The 20,153-nt window shown below is 38.9% G+C and carries 15 protein-coding genes; 2 read left to right on the top strand and 13 right to left on the bottom strand.

The window, feature by feature from the left end:
* Positions 1-30: 30 nt before the first annotated feature.
* From ubiB to metE, 5 genes are all read right to left on the bottom strand, one after another.
* Entirely contained in the window at positions 31-1,668 is a 1,638-nt protein-coding gene (ubiB, locus tag IM45_RS00110) for a ubiquinone biosynthesis regulatory protein kinase UbiB (RefSeq protein ID WP_038497708.1), read from the bottom strand.
* A gap of 12 nt (positions 1,669-1,680) precedes the next feature.
* Entirely contained in the window at positions 1,681-2,277 is a 597-nt protein-coding gene (locus tag IM45_RS00105) for a ubiquinone biosynthesis accessory factor UbiJ (protein ID WP_038497705.1), read from the bottom strand.
* A gap of 13 nt (positions 2,278-2,290) precedes the next feature.
* Positions 2,291-3,049 carry a bifunctional demethylmenaquinone methyltransferase/2-methoxy-6-polyprenyl-1,4-benzoquinol methylase UbiE gene (gene ubiE / locus IM45_RS00100; RefSeq protein ID WP_038497702.1) on the bottom strand — a complete coding sequence of 253 codons (759 nt, stop codon included), beginning with the start codon at positions 3,047-3,049 and terminating at the stop codon, positions 2,291-2,293.
* An 85-nt stretch (positions 3,050-3,134) separates the two neighbouring features.
* Entirely contained in the window at positions 3,135-4,640 is a 1,506-nt protein-coding gene (rmuC, locus tag IM45_RS00095) for a DNA recombination protein RmuC (RefSeq protein WP_038499424.1), read from the bottom strand.
* Between the two features lie 384 nt (positions 4,641-5,024).
* Positions 5,025-7,304 carry a 5-methyltetrahydropteroyltriglutamate--homocysteine S-methyltransferase gene (gene metE / locus IM45_RS00090; RefSeq protein WP_038497700.1) on the bottom strand — a complete coding sequence of 760 codons (2,280 nt, stop codon included), beginning with the start codon at positions 7,302-7,304 and terminating at the stop codon, positions 5,025-5,027.
* A gap of 102 nt (positions 7,305-7,406) precedes the next feature.
* Here metE and metR point away from each other — a divergent pair, with 102 nt between their 5' ends.
* Positions 7,407-8,318, top strand: coding sequence for an HTH-type transcriptional regulator MetR (gene metR / locus IM45_RS00085; protein WP_038497697.1), 912 nt, complete (start codon positions 7,407-7,409; stop codon positions 8,316-8,318).
* 44 nt (positions 8,319-8,362) lie between these two features.
* Here metR and metK read toward each other — a convergent pair whose 3' ends face one another.
* Together metK and nudE are read right to left on the bottom strand one after the other, a co-directional pair.
* Positions 8,363-9,511 carry a methionine adenosyltransferase gene (gene metK / locus IM45_RS00080; RefSeq protein ID WP_038497694.1) on the bottom strand — a complete coding sequence of 383 codons (1,149 nt, stop codon included), beginning with the start codon at positions 9,509-9,511 and terminating at the stop codon, positions 8,363-8,365.
* Positions 9,512-9,885: 374 nt separating this feature from the next.
* Positions 9,886-10,431, bottom strand: coding sequence for an ADP compounds hydrolase NudE (nudE, locus tag IM45_RS00075; RefSeq protein WP_038497691.1), 546 nt, complete (start codon positions 10,429-10,431; stop codon positions 9,886-9,888).
* A 314-nt stretch (positions 10,432-10,745) separates the two neighbouring features.
* On the opposite strand from nudE, the gene pckA reads away from it, so the two are divergent.
* On the top strand, positions 10,746-12,374 hold the full coding sequence (gene pckA, locus IM45_RS00070; RefSeq protein WP_051984584.1) for a phosphoenolpyruvate carboxykinase (ATP): 1,629 nt from the start codon (positions 10,746-10,748) through the stop codon (positions 12,372-12,374).
* Positions 12,375-12,379: 5 nt separating this feature from the next.
* On the opposite strand, the gene IM45_RS03805 is transcribed toward pckA, so the two are convergent.
* The 6 genes from IM45_RS03805 to hisS form a co-directional block, all read right to left on the bottom strand.
* On the bottom strand, positions 12,380-12,610 hold the full coding sequence (locus IM45_RS03805) for a FeoC-like transcriptional regulator (RefSeq protein ID WP_081901707.1): 231 nt from the start codon (positions 12,608-12,610) through the stop codon (positions 12,380-12,382).
* Between the two features lie 5 nt (positions 12,611-12,615).
* Entirely contained in the window at positions 12,616-14,889 is a 2,274-nt protein-coding gene (gene feoB, locus IM45_RS00065; RefSeq protein ID WP_081901706.1) for a Fe(2+) transporter permease subunit FeoB, read from the bottom strand.
* A 42-nt stretch (positions 14,890-14,931) separates the two neighbouring features.
* Positions 14,932-15,159 (bottom strand): ferrous iron transporter A, encoded by a 228-nt coding sequence (gene feoA / locus IM45_RS00060; protein WP_038497685.1) that lies wholly within the window; start codon positions 15,157-15,159, stop codon positions 14,932-14,934.
* 306 nt (positions 15,160-15,465) lie between these two features.
* The gene (gene pgi / locus IM45_RS00055; protein WP_038497682.1) at positions 15,466-17,115 is read right to left on the bottom strand and encodes a glucose-6-phosphate isomerase; all 1,650 of its coding nucleotides are present in this window, start codon (positions 17,113-17,115) and stop codon (positions 15,466-15,468) included.
* Between the two features lie 66 nt (positions 17,116-17,181).
* Positions 17,182-18,600 (bottom strand): ribosome biogenesis GTPase Der, encoded by a 1,419-nt coding sequence (der, locus tag IM45_RS00050; RefSeq protein ID WP_038497679.1) that lies wholly within the window; start codon positions 18,598-18,600, stop codon positions 17,182-17,184.
* A gap of 249 nt (positions 18,601-18,849) precedes the next feature.
* The gene (hisS, locus tag IM45_RS00045; protein ID WP_038497677.1) at positions 18,850-20,142 is read right to left on the bottom strand and encodes a histidine--tRNA ligase; all 1,293 of its coding nucleotides are present in this window, start codon (positions 20,140-20,142) and stop codon (positions 18,850-18,852) included.
* Positions 20,143-20,153 lie beyond the last annotated feature (11 nt).

The raw sequence follows: 20,153 nt of genomic DNA, 5'->3' as shown, positions 1-20,153 counted from the left end.
ACATGATACGATAGTATTTATATCTCTCATTTATACGGTACGCTTCCAACCTAAAAACCAGCTTACTATGCCAAAAATCACTAGCCAGACAGATACTAATGCGATATTAGCATCATATGCAAGTAAAAACGTACCGATAAGTAATAAGGTAGCGCCCATACTAAATAAAAAATAGGCCTGCCCTTGTCTTAGGCGCTGTTTTTGTAGCTCTGCTGTTAGTCGATCGACGCTTTTTTGTAACATTATGTTCTGCTTAAAACTATCATAAACTAGTTCTGGCAATTCAGGTAACTTCTCTACCCAATAAGGAGCTTTCTCTTTAATAGCGCGAAATAGAGCAGATAAGCCAACCTGATTTTCTATCCACTCTTCTAAAAAAGGCTTGGCTGTGTTCCATAAATCTAGCTGTGGATAAAGCTGCCGCCCTACTCCCTCAATATACAACAACGTCTTTTGCAATAGCACTAGTTGTGGTTGTACTTCCATATTAAAACGCCGTGCCGTATGAAATAAATTCAGTAGTACATGACCGAAGGATATTTCTGCTAGTGGTTTTTCGAACATTAGCTCGCAAACAGCGCGGATAGCAAACTCAAAGTCTTCAATACTAGTCTCAGGTGGTACCCAGCCTGAATCGACGTGTAGTTCAGCAACCTTACGGTAATCACGGTTAAAAAAGGCAAGAAAGTTTTCTGCTAAATAACGTTGATCTTTTTTGTTTAGTGAACCAACGATACCACAGTCGATACCGATATATTGGGGATTTTCCGGATGCTCATAACTGACGAAAATATTACCTGGATGCATATCGCCGTGAAAAAAACTATCACGAAATACTTGGGTAAAAAATATTTGTACTCCTCGCTCCGCTAAAAGCTTCATGTTAGTACCTTGCTTTTTCAAAGCCACTATATCGTTGACTGGTATGCCATAAATACGCTCCATGACCATTATATTTTCACTACAATAATCAGGATATACTTCTGGTATATACAACATTGAACTTTTAGCGAAGTTACGCCGTAATTGAATGGAGTTAGCTGCTTCGCGTAGTAAATTTAGTTCATCTAATAACTTTTTCTCGTACTCCAACACAACTTCCATCGGACGCAAACGTCTACTTCCTGGTAATAAACGTGGCACCCAACGTGCTAATCTGTACATGAGACGCACGTCAGCTTGAATAATTGGCATAATGTCCGGGCGAATTACTTTGATGACCACCTCTTTACCATTGTTTTTCAACTTAGCTGTATGTACCTGCGCTATAGAAGCCGAAGCAAGCGGATCTGGTTCAAAGTCTTCGAACCACATTTCTAACGATTCTCCCATGGAACATTCGATATGCTTACGCGCTAATGCACCATGAAAAGGCTGCACCCTATCTTGTAACATAGCTAGCTGATCTGCGATTGATGGTGCCAAAAAATCACGACGGGTAGAGAGCATTTGCCCTAACTTAATCCATACTGGCCCAAGCTCTTGTAGAGCAAGACGCAGGCGTTCACCTAGCGCCCGTTCAACATGCAAGTTAGGTATCCAAAAGAATAATCGGCGTCCGATTCGTAGTGGTAAAGTTAACCTAGTTACTGGCATGAGCTCATCTAGTCCGTAGCTAAGCATTACTCTGATAATAAAATAAAGGCGGTAAATCTCTCCTAAAAGCATAGGCTAGACTCCCTATAGTTTGTCCAAACAAGCTGCTAATTGCTCTACTGCTAGAGTCACCTCATTAACTTTTTGGTTAAAAAACGTTAATTCTAGCGACGAGGGTGCTATACGCCACTCATCAGTAATTGCAAAAGTGATTCGGTCTTGGAAAGTACGCAGTTGTTGCTTGATACCATAGACCTGATGTATGAAATAACGTAGAATAACTTCTGTAACAATATCGCCTAGCCAGGGCACTAAAAGCTCAGCAGGATCCCATCCTACTATTTTTAGTAATGTAACGAATTGCTGCAATATTTGCTGATCGCCTTGTGTAAGTTTCAGAAACTGCGTTACATGCTGATGATTACTATAATCTAAAAACAGTAACGTAGTTATATTAGTATCGATCGTACAGTCAGCTATATCATTCCAAGCGTTGAGAACATCAACTTGTTGTTCACTAAATATTAAAATAATCGGTGTATCTAATTCGGCTAATTGAAGTCTCAAAACTTTTCCTTTCAGACACTGATATTTGGCTGACATAGGCTGATTTTGGAACAGAAAAAGTAAGTGCTTAAGCAAGGTTTCTAGCACCGCACTTATGAATTGTTTTAAAAGCATATTTAGTTAAAAATTAGAATTTATAACCGCGGTGTAGCGCTACAATCCCACCAGTCATATTAAAGTACTCGATATTATCGAAACCGGCATTATGCATCATAGATTTTAGTTTTTCTTGATCGGGATGCATACGGATAGATTCCACTAGATAGCGATAGCTACTAGCATCGCTGGTTATTAACTGGCCTATCTTAGGCAGAATATGAAAAGAGTAAAAATCATACACTTTTTTTAGTGGCTTGAATAGAGGTCTAGAGAATTCTAGGATTAATAAGCATCCGCCTGGTTTTAGTACTCGGTACATTGAGCGTAGAGCCTGTTCTTTTTCCGTTACGTTACGTAGTCCAAACGATATCGTGATACAGTCGAATATATTGTTACTAAAAGGTAATAATTCAGCATTAGCTTGTATATAGCTGATATTACCGAGCACACCATGATTACGTAACTTATCTCGTGCAGCTTTAAGCATAGAATCATTAATATCAACTAATACTACTTTACCTTGGTCCCCGACCAAACGAGAAAACTTAGCAGTGATATCGCCAGTACCGCCAGCAAGATCTAAGACTTTTTGTCTGCGACGTATACCGCTACATTCTATGGCGAACCGTTTCCAGAGACGGTGAATACCAAACGACATTAAATCGTTCATCAAGTCATAGTTTGTCGCTACTGAGTTAAAAACATCTGCAACCATCAACGTTTTTTGTTTTTTGGTTACGGTACGGAAACCAAAATGGGTAGTTTCACCCTTATTTTCATTTACCATGTTTTTAGTCCTAGTCAGTCTTACTCCCTAATGATTTTAGGCGATAAGTGTAACAGATACGTAGTCAAAGTCCTATGGTAGAGTGCTACTCTCTTAATGGTAGTTCATCGTGCAATGTAGTATCGTCTGGTTGTTCAGTGAAAATAATATGTCCATCTAGGATAGAGGCTGATACTGGTGCTATAGGACGCTGAATCTCAACCCCTAGAGTACGAAATCCTTCTGCTTGACTGATCATATTACCACGACCATAAGCTAATTTTTTCATCGCGAGCCGATAACTTGCTTGTGCTTTCTCTAAACTTTGGCCTATAGTATTCATATCATCGACAAAAAGACGAAATTTATCGTATAGTCGTGTAGCGCGATCTGCAATATGCTGGGCATTCCTGCTTTGGTGTTCGTAACGCCATAAATTATTTATGGTACGCAGTGCTACTAATAACGTAGTAGGACTAACTAGCATAATATTATGCGCTAAAGCTTCGCTAATAAGTTCAGGATGCTGATTAATAGCGACCATAAAAGCAGGCTCAACTGGTATAAACATCAAAACATAATCTAACGATCGTAAACCAAGCAATCGTTGATAATCTTTTCGGCCTAGCCGTTTCATATGGGTGCGTAATGAATTTACATGATCAGTAAGTGCTAACTTACGATCTGCTTCATTGTCGCTATTAAAATAGCGTTCATAAGCCACTAACGACATTTTCGCGTCAATGACAACATCCTTACCCTGTGGTAGTCGTACTACCACATCTGGCTGTAATCGTTGTTCATCGCCGTGCTGAATATTGACTTGAGTATGAAATTCGTGTCCTTCCCGAAGACCAGACGCTTCCAAAACCCTACTTAGAACTATTTCTCCCCAATTTCCCTGTACTCTATTATCGCCTTTTAGAGCTTTGGTTAGGTTTACTGCTTCTTGAGTCATATGTATATGTAGTTGCTGCAAATTACTAATCTCATGGGCTAAAGTATGGCGTTCCCGCGCTTCATTGCTAAAGCTGTCCTGCATTTGTCGGCGGAAACCATCTAATTGTTCGCGCAGAGGAATCAGCAGTTGGTCAAGACTTTGCCGGTTCTGTTCATTAACTTGGCGTCCGTTTTGTTCAAAAATACGGTGAGCTAGATTTTCGAACTGTGATGATAGCCGTTGTTCGCTATTAATAAGCAGACGTTGCTTATCTTCAGCTGCTAACTGAGTTTCTTCCAAACGAATAGTGACTTCCCGTAGCTCTGCTTTCAGAATACTATTTTTTTCCTGCAGCACACGTAGTTCCTGACTGAGTTGTGTACAATCATTACGAAAATGATCTAAGGAGCTAAGACGTTCTTCTGCGGCTGCAAGCTTGCTATATAATTGATGTAAAGTTCGTTCGCCGTTGTATAACTTTTGCTCAAGCTGCTCACGTGCACGAAGCTCTAGTGCCTGTTGTTGATGAGTCATCTGTAACGTCTGTGCCAGATGAGACCATTCAGCCTGGCGTTTGAGATGTTTTTTATCATATTGAATACGAGTGATTAACCAGCCGCTAAGCATGCCTAGCAGGGCGCTCCCCACGTTGTAAAATATTATTAAATACATGAGTTTTTCCCAGCAAGTATTTTGGGTTAATATTGTATGCACCGCACCTACCATAACCGTTTACGTGATCATATGCTGATTCCGCGTTTACTTAAGACCTTTGTTTCTAGTAGTGGGTTATAATTCGTTAGGCACTAATTAAGAAGATGCGAAAAATGAAAGAAGCTATTAACCTTGCGGGTTAAAACTATTATAGTTGATAATTGGGTATGAAACAAAACTACAGTGCTAGTAACAGATAACTAGCTATGTTCATCTATAGACTAGCTACCTGTTTAGCATCTATTATATAACTAAAATAAAAACTAGTAAGAGATTAAACCAAACCTAATCTACCAAAAAATACTAGTATATTACCTGTATACTTGTAGTACGTTTGCATTGTTACAGCTTTTCTTCGCGCAGTTTACGTGCTGCAGTTACCATATTTGCTAGAGCTTGACGGGTTTCTGACCAAGTGCGGGTTTTTAAGCCACAGTCTGGGTTAACCCATAAACGTTCTACTGGTATACTTTCTACTGCTTTGCGCAACAGCTTAATTATCGAAGCATCGCTTGGTATGTTAGGCGAATGAATATCATATACCCCAGGTCCAATATCATTAGGATAATGAAACTTATTAAATATTTTAAGCAACTCCATATCTGAACGAGAGGTTTCAATCGTTATGACATCAGCATCCAGCGCCGCAATAGAATCCATGATATCGTTAAATTCGCTATAGCACATATGGGTATGGATCTGAGTATGATTTTTAGCAACTGCAGCGGTCAGACGGAATGCTTCTACGGCCCATTTAAGATACTCGTGCCAGGTAGAATGTTTCAATGGCAATCCTTCGCGTAAAGCTGGCTCATCAATTTGAATGATGCCTATTCCAGCCTGCTCGAGATCTATGACTTCGTCACGCAACGCTAAAGCTATCTGTCTAGCTATAGTTTGACGACTAATATCCTCGCGCGGAAACGACCAACATAGAATCGTGACTGGTCCAGTTAGCATACCTTTTACAGGTTTCTTAGTTAAAGATTGAGCATAGCTCGCCCATTCTACTGTCATTGGCTGTGGACGACTAATATCACCGACAATAATCGGTGGCTTAACACAACGGGAGCCGTAACTCTGGACCCAACCATTCTGGGTAAAAATAAAGCCATCTAAATGCTCACCAAAATATTCTACCATATCGTTACGCTCGGCCTCTCCGTGTACTAAAACATCGAGACCTAATAAATCCTGCTCAGTAATAGCTTGCTTAATATGATCACGAATACCTATTCGATAACTATCATCATCTAAGCGTCCATTCTTAAAATTAAGACGTAAGTTACGGATTGCGGAGGTTTGCGGGAAAGAACCGATAGTTGTTGTAGGTAATATCGGTAAGTTAAATCGCGTACGCTGAACTTTTATACGGTCAGCATAATGCTGCTGGCGCTGACTATCAGCGTTGGTGATTTGCTCCAGCCTAGCTTGAACTTGCGGATTTGTAACTTGTTTTGATTCCTGACGCGCGCGGATCGGCGCGCTGTAATTAGCTAATTTAGTTTGCTGTTCAATCTGATCCTGCTGATTTAGCGCACTACGTAGTAAGCCTAGTTCCGCACATTTTTGTATTGCAAAGGCAAACCAACTTTTAACTTCCTTATCCATAGAAGTCTCAATGCTTAAATCTATTGGACTATGCAAAAGTGAGCAAGAAGAGCTAACCCAGAGTTCTCGCTGACCAACTAATGAACGTAGTTGCTCAAACCAGCTTTGTAGATTAGCACGCCATACATTGCGACCGTTTATTACTCCAGCTGATAGCACCCAGTCTAATGGTAGATGGTGATGTAAAGCTTTAAGGTCATCGCCACCAGCAATCAGATCAACATGCAGCCCCTGTACCGATAGCGTAGTGATGATCTCCAGATGATGCGCGATGCTGTCGAAATAAGTAGTTAGTAATAGTTTCGTATATCCTTGTAGATGTTCATAGGCACTATGGTAAGCGTAGCACCATGCTGGTGGTAGTTCTAGTATTAACGCTGGCTCGTCGATCTGTACCCAGTCTACGCCACGTTTAGCAAGTTCGACTAATACTTGCTGATAAACTGGTAATAGTGCCGATAGTAGCGATAGGCGGTCAAAATTTGTTCCTTTTACTTTACCTAACCATAAGTAACTAACTGGCCCAAGGAGTACTGGCTTAACGCGGTAGCCTAATGCTAGAGCCTCATCAACTTCTTCTAGCAACTGAGTCCAACCCAGGTTAAATGTTTGACCCACAGTAAATTCTGGCACTATATAATGATAGTTAGTATTAAACCATTTAGTCATTTCAGCAGCTACTGCTGGTTTCCCAGTTGGTGCGCTACCACGACCAATGCGGTACAAGGTATCAATATCATTTGGCTCATCGCCGTTACGGTGACGTACTGGTACATTATCTAGCATTAAGCTAGTAGTTAGCACATGATCATACCAGGCGAAATCACCTACTGGTAGTATATCTATCCCGGCATCTTTCTGCTGTTGCCAGTGACGTGCACGAAGCTCTTGACCTATGTTAAGCAACTGTTGCTGATTTATATGACCATTCCAATAACTTTCCTGCGCTTTTTTTAATTCACGGTGCAAGCCGATGCGAGGAAAACCTAGTGTATGACTCAAAATTACCATTAGCTTCTCCAATTAAGACGTCCAGATGTTTACACTCCTATAATTACGGTGTACTGTAGAGTGTACAAGCGCAAATTATTCACTTCTAGATGAAACACTCTCATGATCGAACTAAAACATCTTCGAACTCTGCAGGTGTTGCGTAATAGCGGTTCGTTGGCTGCTGCGGCAGCGCAAATTCACCAAACTCAATCAGCGTTATCACATCAATTTAGCGATCTCGAACATCGCCTAGGTTTTCGTTTGTTCGTGCGTAAAAGCCAGCCGCTACGTTTTACTACACAGGGTGACATATTACTGCAGCTTGCAGAACAAATATTACCACAAGTACAACAGGCGCTGCAGACTTGTCAGCAGCCACATCAGACCACAATACGTTTGGCGATTGAGTGTCATAGCTGTATTCAGTGGCTTACTCCAGCTCTAGCAAAATTTAACGAAAAATGGCCACAAGTACTAATGGATTTTCGCTCCGGCGTTACCTTTGATCCACAACCAGCGCTACAACAAGGTAAATTAGATTTAGTGCTAACATCAGATATTTTAGCACGCAGTGGTTTGTACTACGCGCCAATATTTGATTACGAAGTTCGATTGGTATTGGCACCTACTCATTATTTAGCTCATAAATTAGCTATTACTCCCCATGATTTATGCGAGGAAACACTTCTTATTTATCCGGTGCAGCGTAGCCGTATGGATATTTGGCGTAAGTTTCTGCAGCCCGCTGGTATAAGTCCAGTCTTTAAAACCGTTGATAATACTCTACTATTAATTCAAATGGTATCCGCACATATGGGTATTGCTGCATTACCCCACTGGGTGGTAGAAAGTTTTGAGCGCCAAGGTCTTATTGATACTATCTCACTGGGGGAAGGATTATGGAGTCGTCTCTATGCCGCAGTACGTGATGGTGAACAGCATCAACCAATGACCGAAGCATTTATTAAGTCAGCTCGTCAACATGCTTATGCACATTTACCATATGTACGGGCTCGTACATTTATTATTTAATATTTCGATGTTAATCGTAATACAAAGTTACAACTATTTCTTATTTAAGTTGCTGCATCGCGCAATAGTATTGCTTTGTCAGTCTTTTCCCACGGAAAATGCTCACGACCAAAATGACCATAAGTTGCAGTTTCACGGTAGATAGGTTGTAATAAATTAAGCATCCTGATTAAGCTATAAGGACGCAAATCAAAAAACTCATGTACTAAGGCAGTTAGATTATTAGCTGGAATTTTTTCAGTACCGAACGTCTCGATGGTAAGAGAAGTAGGTTCTGCGACGCCAATTGCATAAGATACCTGAATTTCACATTTTTCTGCAAGTCCTGCTGCCACAATATTTTTTGCCACATAACGCGCTGCATAGGCGGCAGAACGGTCTACTTTAGATGGATCTTTGCCGGAAAATGCGCCTCCACCGTGACGAGCCATACCACCGTAGGTATCTACGATAATTTTACGACCAGTCAGGCCACAATCACCCATTGGGCCACCGATGACAAAACGGCCAGTTGGGTTGATAAAAAATTTTGTTTGTGCAGAAAGCCACTCAGCTGGTAATACAGGTTTGATTATCTCTTCCATGACCGCTTCTTGTAAGTTTGGTAACGCAATATTTTCTACGTGTTGGGTGGAAAGTACTACGGTATCGATACCAATAACTTTACCTTTGTCATAAGCAAAAGTAACTTGGCTTTTAGCATCTGGACGTAGCCAAGGTAGGGTACCATTTTTACGGACCTGAGACTGACGCGCTACAAGACGATGAGCGTAGGTAATAGGTGCTGGCATCAGTACATCTGTTTCATTAGTAGCGTAACCAAACATCAAACCCTGGTCCCCCGCTCCCTGTTCTATTGGATCAGTACGATCAATACCCTGATTAATATCTGGCGACTGTTTACTAATTAGACTCAAAACCGCGCAGGAGTTAGCGTCAAATTTCATATCTGAATGAGTGTAACCAATCTCACGGATGGTATTGCGGGTTAGTTCTTCGATATCAATCCAAGCACTGGTGGTTATTTCGCCACCAACCAGCACCATACCGGTTTTAACATAAGTTTCACAAGCAACGCGTGCTTTCAAATCTTGTGCTAAGATAGCGTCTAACACTGCGTCAGAAATCTGATCCGCTATTTTATCAGGATGCCCTTCGGAAACAGATTCCGATGTAAATAAGTGCTTAGCCATTGATCTTTTTACCTTTAGAGACGGTTGAGATAGAGATTATGACGGCATAGCGCTGGGGATAGTATCAGTTATTTACCGATACTTTGATAATGATAATACGCATCATGTTATCTACCCGAGCCACAGTTATAGATGTATTAACTTCTAGATGGCTATCTTAAATTAAGGATTGCCAGAATTACTAGTAATTTTTATTGCTGCAATAGATCAGCTGATGTAAAACAAATCAAACGTATTAAAAACATAGTATATGAACTATAAATAATTTGATATAGTTTATAGGCTATAGTTACATAAATTATGCAAAAGATAAGGATAGCTAACTCTATTTCTAATATAAAATTATACTATTGTATTTTTGATTGGCTCGTCATCTATCTTAACCAAGCGTGGGCAAGAAACAGCGCGCTGATATTACGTGCCTCACAAAAATCTATTTCATTTAGTAATGCTAACATATGTGATACTGGCCAGCGAACTAGTGGCAACGTTTCTGGCTCATCGCCTTGCCGCTTTTGTGGATAAAGCTTTTGGGCTACCACAATATTCATTTTACTAGATAAATAAGAAGGCGCTATAGTTAAGCTATGGAGAAATGTGAAATTCTGTGCACCGTAGCCAGCTTCTTCCATAAGTTCACGATTTGCAGCTTCCATAATTTCTTCGCCGGCATCGATGAGTCCTTTTGGAAAGCTAAGCTCATAGTCCTCAATACCAACACCATACTCACGAATTAGCAAAAGGTGATCATCTATGACTGGTACTATCATTACCGATTCACGATCTGATGGCTGCATTCGTTCGTATACTCTACAAACACCATTACTAAACTCCAAATTAACTGATTCAATAGTAAATAGACGTGACCTAGCTACGGTCTCTACATAGTTGATTTTTGGTTTGTGCAATATGTTATCCATAAAAGTTCCGTAAAATAGAATAGAGTTACCAAATAGAGTTTCTCTACATTGTGCGTTAATAATAGATTGTGCTGCAAGCTATCAGCACAATCTATTATTAATAACTAATAAAGCAGCGGCTTATTTCAAGTGGAAAAAAACAAAATAGAACAATAATTTATTATAGAATAAGCTTATTATAGGTCGTACCAAGCTAGATGCTAGTTGCATCAGCACGGTTTATAATTAACTACTTCTCTAAAAATTACCTTGTTAGAAACATTCAGGTAATTTAGTTCAGAAAAAAATTCTAGTATCTTAAAAACAATATTAATATGGTAAGTAAAAAGATGAATCTACAGCAGTTAAACTTAATTAGTTATGGAATTACAGACTGCTGTGAAATAATATATAATCCTAGTTTTGAGCAGTTATTTGTCGAAGAGACTAACCAGTACTTAACTGGTTTTGAGCGCTGTACTGTTACTAGCTCAGGCGCAGTAGCGGTAAATACTGGTATTTTTACTGGTCGATCACCGTTTGATAAATATTTAGTACGGGATAAAAATACCAGCCATAAATTATGGTGGTCAGATGATCAGAACGATAATGATAATCATCCTATTAGCCAAGATACCTGGGAACATCTCAAGATATTGGTAGGTAAGCAGCTAAGCAGCAAGCGTTTATTTATTATTGATGTATTTTGCGGCGCTAAGGAAGACAATAGATTACGGGTGCGCTTCATCACTGAAGTTGCTTGGCAGGCACATTTCGTAAAAAATATGTTTATCCGTCCAAATGAAACAGATCTCAAAGTTTTTGAACCTGACTTTGTGGTACTAAACGGGGCCAAATGTACTAACCCTAATTGGCGCGAACAAGGTATGCATTCAGAAAATTTTATTGCTTTTAATTTAACCGAAGGAATGCAGCTGATTGGTGGTACTTGGTACGGAGGCGAAATGAAAAAAGGCATATTTTCGGTGATGAACTATAAATTGCCACTGAAAGGCATAGCATCGATGCATTGTTCGGCTAATGTTGGTGCAAATGATGATGTAGCACTTTTCTTCGGCCTATCAGGCACAGGCAAAACTACACTCTCTCATGATTCTAAACGACGCCTTATTGGCGACGATGAACATGGTTGGGACGATAATGGTATTTTTAATTTAGAAGGTGGCTGCTATGCTAAAACTATGCACTTAAATGCAGAGGCAGAGCCAGATATTTTTCAGGCCATCCGACGTGATGCGCTGTTAGAAAACGTAGTAGTACGAATTGATGGTTCAGTAGATTACAATGACAGTAGTAAAACTGAAAATACACGTGTATCCTACCCAATTTATCATATCGAAAATATTGTCAAACCAGTATCGTATGCTAGCCATGCTTCGACGGTAATTTTTCTGACAGCCGACGCCTTCGGTGTGTTACCACCAGTAGCAACTTTAACGGCAGAACAAGCACAATATTATTTCTTATCTGGTTTTACCGCAAAGTTATCTGGTACTGAACGTGGTGTAATGGCACCGATTCCCACATTCTCCGCTTGTTTTGCAGCAGCTTTTTTATCACTGCATCCGACGATATATGCGGCTATGCTAGCTAAGAGGATGGAGGCTGTTGGTACTAGTGCTTACTTAGTAAATACGGGTTGGAATGGCAGTGGTAATCGTATATCTATTACAGATACCCGGATAATTATCAATGCGATATTAAGCAGAAAGATTAATGAGGCGCCAAAAATAAACCTACCAATTTTTAATCTAACTATACCTCAAAATCTAGTTGGTATCAATAGTACTCTTCTCGATCCACGTATGACTTATGTCAATCAAGCTGAATGGCAGAAAAAAGCGAGCGATCTCGCTCAAAGTTTTATCGATAATTTTAATCAATTAACTAAAATGTTTGCAGTACAAGTACAGGGATTACATAGCGCTGGACCACAGCTTTAACTTGATTAACTTTTTGGTGACCGTAACCGATAATAAGGCAAATTACAATTATGACTACAATCCTCACAAGTTTTAATAGTGTTATTGCTTACTTTCTCGATTTGTCCTCTTATTTCTAATATTTCTAATATTGCTTGGGTCATGGTTTTAGGAATATTTAGTAGCAAGCTTAAAGTACGCGCATCTGCTTGGTCGAGTAAGACTAGCGTGTCACGAATTTGTAATAATTTTGACATAACATTTATGATTTATTAAAATGATGACGTAAATTATAAAGTACTATTATTAATAAGCAATTCATGCTTAAAACTAACATGATTGCTATCATACTGTAAAAATAATGATAGCTAAACGTAGCGATTTGGTAAAATAATGTAGCTAAAGAGTAAGCTATATTACACCCCCATAATGCAGCTAATATCATCCAGCTTATATTGCTCTCATGGGCTATTACTCCTAGAACCGAGACGCAAGGTACATATAACAAAACAAAAATTAGGTAACTGTAGGCTGCGGTAGCGCTACCAAACTTGCGACTCATCATACTCATTGAGTTGTAGTTCATCATTATTTTTTGGTCGTTTTTACTAGTTTTTACTTCTATCTGGTGATATAAACTATTTATACAAAAAGTATCTTGTATGTTTTGCCAAGTATCTGCTAAACCGTTGGATAAAGTTGCCAAGAAATTAAACTTATTAAACTCAAATGGTGTATGTACCAGTGTCATTTGCTCGAAAGTGTAGAGGGTATTAAGCGTACTTACCACCATCTCTTTAGCTATTGCTCCACTCATAAGAGCAATAGTCGCCTGCCAGTTTTCTTCCTGTACACCAATCGGTTTCAGTAGAGGCGTAATTTTTTTACTAATCGAAGCTAGTATTGAATTATGAACATTATCCGCTAGATGCCCATGTAGTGTAAAGCTATCTAGGGGACTAATAATCACACTAGCTAGTACAATAACTTTACTAGTGCGCCGCATAAAATTTTTCAATAGTTGCCAAGTTTGTAGTAATAGATGTTTCATATGAGGCATGTGATAAACTGGTAGTTCCATAATAAATGGAATTCTCTCATCGTACATGAAAACATATTTCAGCATAAGTCCGGTAAATATCGCTACTATAATGCCTAGCATATAGAGAGAGAAGACTAGAGTTGCACCATTATTGCTAAAAAATATTGATGCGAAAATAGTAAAAATAGTAAGTCTAGCGCCACATGACATAAAAGGTGCCATCATTATTGTCATAAGACGATCTCGGTGAACATTTAGGGTACGTGCCCCCATAACTGCTGGTATATTACAGCCAAAACCAATAATTAGAGGTACAAAAGATTTTCCTGGTAGGCCTAGATATTGCATTAGCTTATCTATCACAAAAGCAGTACGAGCCATGTAGCCCGAATTTTCTAAAAACGATAGGCAAAAATACATCAGACTGATCTGCGGAATCAAAGGTAGCAAGGTGTTGATACCACCACCAATACCCTGTATCAGTAATAGTGTTAGCCATCGTGGTGCATGCAACTGATAACTAAGCAATTGAGTACTTTCTATCACAATAATCTTTGACACCGCCTCAAATAGTGGCTGTAGTGAACCACCTAGTTTTATTGTGAGTATAAACATTAGATATATTACTAAAAAAAACAGTGGTATTCCTAACCAACGATTGAGCAATATTGCATCTAAGCTAGTAGTAACACGATTATTCGTAGTAATAAGGTGACCGTTACTAACTTGTTCGCAGATAGTAATAACAACGCCATATCGAGCATCTGCAATGAGTAGCGGAGCTTCTTGCTGTAGTGTGACATGTAAACTATCAATCAATTTAGGAGCTTTGATTAGAGCGGAACTATATATATCACCTTCCAATATATGCAGCGCTAGCCAGCGCGGCGGATGAGGCAAGGAACTTGCAGCTGGTAATAGTGATTCTATCTTATGAATTGCTTGACAAATAGCCTCTGGATACTCTATAGCTAAAATGGGTGCAGTTATAATAGGATTCTCTAACAATGTTTTTAGTTTAGTGATGCCATCATTACAGTTGGAGATTAGTGATACAACCTGGCAACCAAGCTGCTGTTCTAGCTTTGGAATGTCAATAGTAATATTTTGGCGATAAGCTATATCTAACATCTTGAGCGCCACGATACAGGGTACTCCTAACTCTCTTAATTGTAGAGTCAGAAATAGGTTACGCTCTAAATAAGCGGCATCTACTACGTTAATTAGTACGTCTGGTTGACCATCAAAAATATAACTACAGGCTATTTGTTCGTCTAGTGAACTTTGTAGCGATAGTGTTGTAATAGAATATACTCCTGGTAAATCAACTAGAATAATACGATGCGATGCAGTGTAAAAATAATCTTCTTTACGTTCCACAGTGACTCCTGGCCAGTTTCCGACACGTTGGTGGGCACCAGTGAGTTGATTGAAGAGAGTGGTTTTACCAGAGTTAGGATTTCCGATTAAGGCCACAGTGCGTTGTGTGATCATTCAATAACACCTGTAATGAATAAAAAATATATGCAAATTAAACTAATTATTAGTATGATTTAGTAATAGTAGTGCTAAATCTTTTTGGCGTAATATTAATTGTACTCGTTGTAATTTAATCTGTACGGGATCTCCTAACGGTGCAAAACGTATTACCTGGAACGAACTACCTGGTAACATACCTAGTGAGAACATTTTGTGAAGAAATATTGCAGGAATTTCTTTTGCATACCCAATGATTTGATAATGATGCTGTAAATAAAGATGCATAGTCATCTCCTTGATTCTGGACCATACTGCATGTCAAATAGTTATTAACTCGTAGTTTTGCATGCAGTAAAACCATATTATTTTGTAAAGGTAGATTACTAATCAAATGATCTAATCTAATTAGAGTAAGCTGCGTATAACTTTGTTTTTTTGATGTGCATTATCACCATAATGCCTGGGAATAGACTTTATTAATAGATCGTACAAAATTATTTACTATCGTTTCAAACTACAATAGTTAGTAATAATATTAGATTAATTTAGCGTTAACTAAATCTAGCGACAGTTACAGTATTTTTATTTCATTTAATAGCGCCAAGATTTGTAGCAGTCTATTAAACCGTTAGTAGAACTATCATGGGATAGCACTGTATTATCATCCTCTAATTCTGACATAATACGTTTAGCAAGTTGTTTACCTAATTCTACGCCCCATTGATCAAAAGTATAAATATTGAGTATGGCACCCTGAGTAAAAATCTTGTGTTCATATAATGCAATTAATGCTCCAATACTATAAGGAGTAATTTTTTTTAGTAAAATAGAATTAGTTGGTCGATTACCTTCACATACCTTAAATGGCGTAATATACCGCATCTGTTCTGAAGTTTTACCAACCGTACGTAATTCTTCTTCTACTGCTTGGCGTGATTTACCAAAAGCTAATGCTTCGGTCTGTGCGAAAAAATTAGACAGTAACTTTGAGTGATGATCTCCCAATGCATTATGACTAATGACTGGTGCAATAAAATCGCAGGGAATCATCTTAGTACCTTGGTGAAACAATTGGTAAAAAGCATGTTGACCGTTTGTACCCGGTTCACCCCAGATGATTGGTCCAGTCTGATAGTTAACAACTTGACCATTACGATCAACGTATTTTCCATTAGACTCCATATTTCCTTGCTGGAAATAAGCAGCAAAACGGTGCATATATTGATCATAAGGTAGGATTGCTTCTGTTTCGGTACCAAAAAAATTATTATACCAGATACCGATGAGTGCCAGTAGTACTGGCAAATTATGCTGCAGCGGAGTTTGCTCAAAGTGGTAGTCCATAGCATATGCACCGCTGAGTAGCTGTTCAAAATTTGAAAAACCTAGCGATAACGCAATAGAAAGACCAATAGCCGACCATAAAGAATAGCGCCCACCTACCCAGTCCCATAATTCAAACATATTGTTAATGTCGATACCAAATTTAGCTACTGCGTTAACATTGATCGATAAGGCAGCAAAATGTTGCGCAATATACTGCTCATGACCTGTTTTTTTAAGAAACCAATCGCGTGCGCTATGAGCATTTGTCATAGTTTCTTGGGTAAGAAATGTTTTAGATGCGACCAAGAACAAAGTCGTTGCGGGATCTAACAATTTAACTGTTTCCGTAATATGTGTCCCATCAACATTAGACACAAAATGCATATTGAGATGATTTTTATAAGGTCGCAGCGCTTCAGTTACCATATATGGACCTAGATCAGAGCCACCTATTCCAATATTCACAATATCGGTTATAGCTTTTCCAGTATAACCTTTCCATTCACCACTAATAATCTTACAACAAAATTGTTTCATTTTAGTTAATACCGCATTTACTTCCGGCATCACATCCTTACCATTCATTCGAATGATTTTCTTACTACGATTACGTAGCGCAATGTGTAGTACTGCACGATCCTCAGTACGATTGATCTTCTCACCACGAAACATCGAAGAAATAGCGCCTTGTAAATCGCATTCTTTGGCTAGTGCGAGTAGTAGGTATAGTGTCTCAGTTGTAATACGATTTTTTGAGTAATCTACTAACATTTGATTATCGAACATAGCTGAGAAAGTAGTAAAACGTTGTGGATCTTGCGCAAATAGATCTCTGATATGTACTTCTTTTATACTATCGAAATGTTGTTGTAGGTCTTTCCAGGCCGTGGTATTACTAGGATTGATATTTTTCATCAAAAAACCTCTAGAGTGGAAAAGCGTATGTTATATCCAACGAACATCGATTTTTTATTTGGTTAGTTATGGGTTTGATTTAAGATTACTAATCAGATGATGATTTAATTTTTTTTGCCCTAACTGATGACGACTATCAACGAATGGATTAGCTGGCTCATTGAACTGAATACGAATAGGTGTACCCATAATTTTTAATGAACGACGGAAATAATTTATCAGATAACGTTTATATGAGCTAGGCAGATCTGTCACTTGGTTACCATGGATTACTACAATTGGTGGGTTATACCCACCAGGGTGTGCATACTTAGGTTTCACCCTATGACCACGTACCAGAGGTGGTTGATGTTCGTTAACTGCTATGCGCATAATACGAGTCAGTTGTGCAGTACTGATACGCTTAGTTGAGCAACGATAGGCTTCGTTTACCGAATTAAATATATTATCGATGTTGTTACCATACAGCGCAGAAATAAAGTGTACTCGAGCAAAGTCTATAAAGCTCAAGCGCTGATCTAAGGTATCTTTTACTTGATTACGTAGATCAATAGATAAACCATCCCATTTGTTTACAGCAATTACTAGCGCGCGGCCACTATTAATAATAAAACTTAGTAGCGATAATTCTTGATCAGAAATACCTTTACAAGCGTCTATTACCAATAGTACTACATGAGAGTCTTCTATAGCCTGCAGAGTTTTTATAACCGAGAATTTTTCTACTGTTTCGGTTACCTTGCTACGCTTACGTAACCCAGCGGTATCTATCAGTACATATTCACGCTCAGCACGAATCATAGGAATATAGATACTATCACGGGTAGTGCCTGGTATATTGAATACCACCACACGCTCTTCACCGATAATACGGTTAATGAGCGTGGATTTACCAACATTAGGACTACCAACGATTGCAAGCTTAATTGGTAGCAATGGCGAATATATGTGTTCTCTTTTTGCTAGAATCATATCTTTTGTCAGAAGATTTTTTTGCACTAGGGGCAATATAACGGCTTTTAACAAAATATTAATACCGCGTCCATGCAATGCAGCAATGGGAAAAATGTTTCCCATATTAAGAGAGTAAAAGTCTCCTATAGCTTTAATTGTATCGATGCCGTCAATTTTATTTACTACTACGAACGTTGGTTTTTGCCGCTTACGTAGATGCATTACAATGTTTTGATCGTCTGGTATCAACCCGATTCTACCATCTACTATAAATAGTATAACATCTGCTTCTTCCATCGCTATTAGCGATTGTTTAGTCATATGGATTGCTACTCCTTCTTTAGCGCCACTGATACCTGCGGTATCGATCACGATAAATTTGTAACCTTGCCATTTAGCATGACCATACTTTCGGTCACGCGTCAGCCCTGGAAAATTGGCAACTAGCGCATCACGCGTGTGTGTTAATCGATTAAATAAAGTAGATTTACCTACATTAGGATGCCCGACTAACGCAACAACTGGTATCATTGTCATATTCCTCGTCATATTTATCATGAGTAGTTTCAAACATATAAACTATGCTCTTTTTGCCTTGTCTATATATATTTTATCACTTCCTAGAATAGCTATAACTAAAGTAATAAAATTTGAGCGACTGACTTATTTTAGATTTACTAGATAGATACTACTGTAATGAACTTATCAATAGTGTTTTATTACGACCATGTGATATAGATGGCGGGGCATCTAGGTTACCATCTATTGAATTATGGTTTACTAGATTAAGTTACGGTGTGGAATAAAAAAGGCTATACGAGCAGCAACATCACTCTGTGCTAAGGTTTCTTGATTACCGGTCGTAAGATCTTTGAGAATGACTTCCTGTGCTGCTGCTTCGCTTTCGCCTAGAACTAAAGCTATGCGGGCGCCGTATTTGTCTGCGCGCCCAAACTGCTTTTTAAAACTACCACCTCCGCAATTTATCATGAGACGTAAGAAAGGTAATGCATCACGCACTCTTTCTGCTAGTAGCATTGCAGCAAACTGTATATTTTCACCTACAGCTACTAGATAAGCATCTACCCGTGATTTTACTGAAAAGCCAGGATTTAATCCTTGCATTAGTAGTACTAAACGGTCAAGTCCTATAGCTATTCCAATAGCTGGTGTAGCACGTCCCCCAAGTTGCTCTACCAATCTATCATAACGACCCCCGGCACAAAGAGTTCCCTGGGAACCTAAATTATTTGTAACCCATTCGAATACCGTGTCGTTATAGTAATCTAAGCCGCGTACTAAACGCGGATTAATAGTATAATTAATTCCTGCTATGTCTAAAAATTTACATAGACCAGAAAAGTGTGTACAAGCATTATCGTCAAGATAGTCGGCTAAAACAGGTGCATCGTTAAGCAATCTCTGAATATTAGTATTCTTAGTATCAAGTATACGCATAGGATTAGTATGCATACGGCTACGACAGTTTTCATCAAGATGTTTCTGATGTTGTACTAAAAATGTTACCAGCGCTTTACGGTAACGAGCACGATTATCTAAAGAACCGATAGAATTTAGTTCTAGTCTTACGTGTTCGCTTATACCTAATGTTTGCCACCATCGCATAGTGAGCATAATTAATTCGGCATCAATATCAGGACCTTGCTGGCCGAATACCTCAGCGCCCAACTGATGAAATTGACGATAGCGGCCTTTCTGTGGCCGTTCATGTCGGAACATTGGACCAATATACCACAAGCGTTGTTCTATATTGTTGTATAATAAACCATGTTCTATACCAGCGCGTACACAACTAGCCGTACCTTCTGGACGTAGGGTAAGGTGATCGCCATTCCGGTCTTCGAAGCTATACATTTCTTTTTCTACGACATCTGTTACTTTACCGATAGCACGTTTAAATAACAAAGTTTGCTCAATAATTGGCAGACGAATTTCACGGTAACCATAACTGACGAGCACTTGTTTTAATAAGTTTTCGAGATGCTGCCAGAATATAGTCTCTTCAGGCAAATAGTCGTTCATACCACGAATGACTTGTATTCTTTTAACCATATCGAAGATTT

It is taken from the genome of Candidatus Palibaumannia cicadellinicola (assembly GCF_000754265.1).
GTDB classification, from domain to species: domain Bacteria; phylum Pseudomonadota; class Gammaproteobacteria; order Enterobacterales; family Enterobacteriaceae; genus Baumannia; species Baumannia cicadellinicola_B.
The sequence above is the reverse complement of the archived record's forward strand: the minus strand, read 5'-3'. Positions and strand labels throughout refer to the sequence as shown.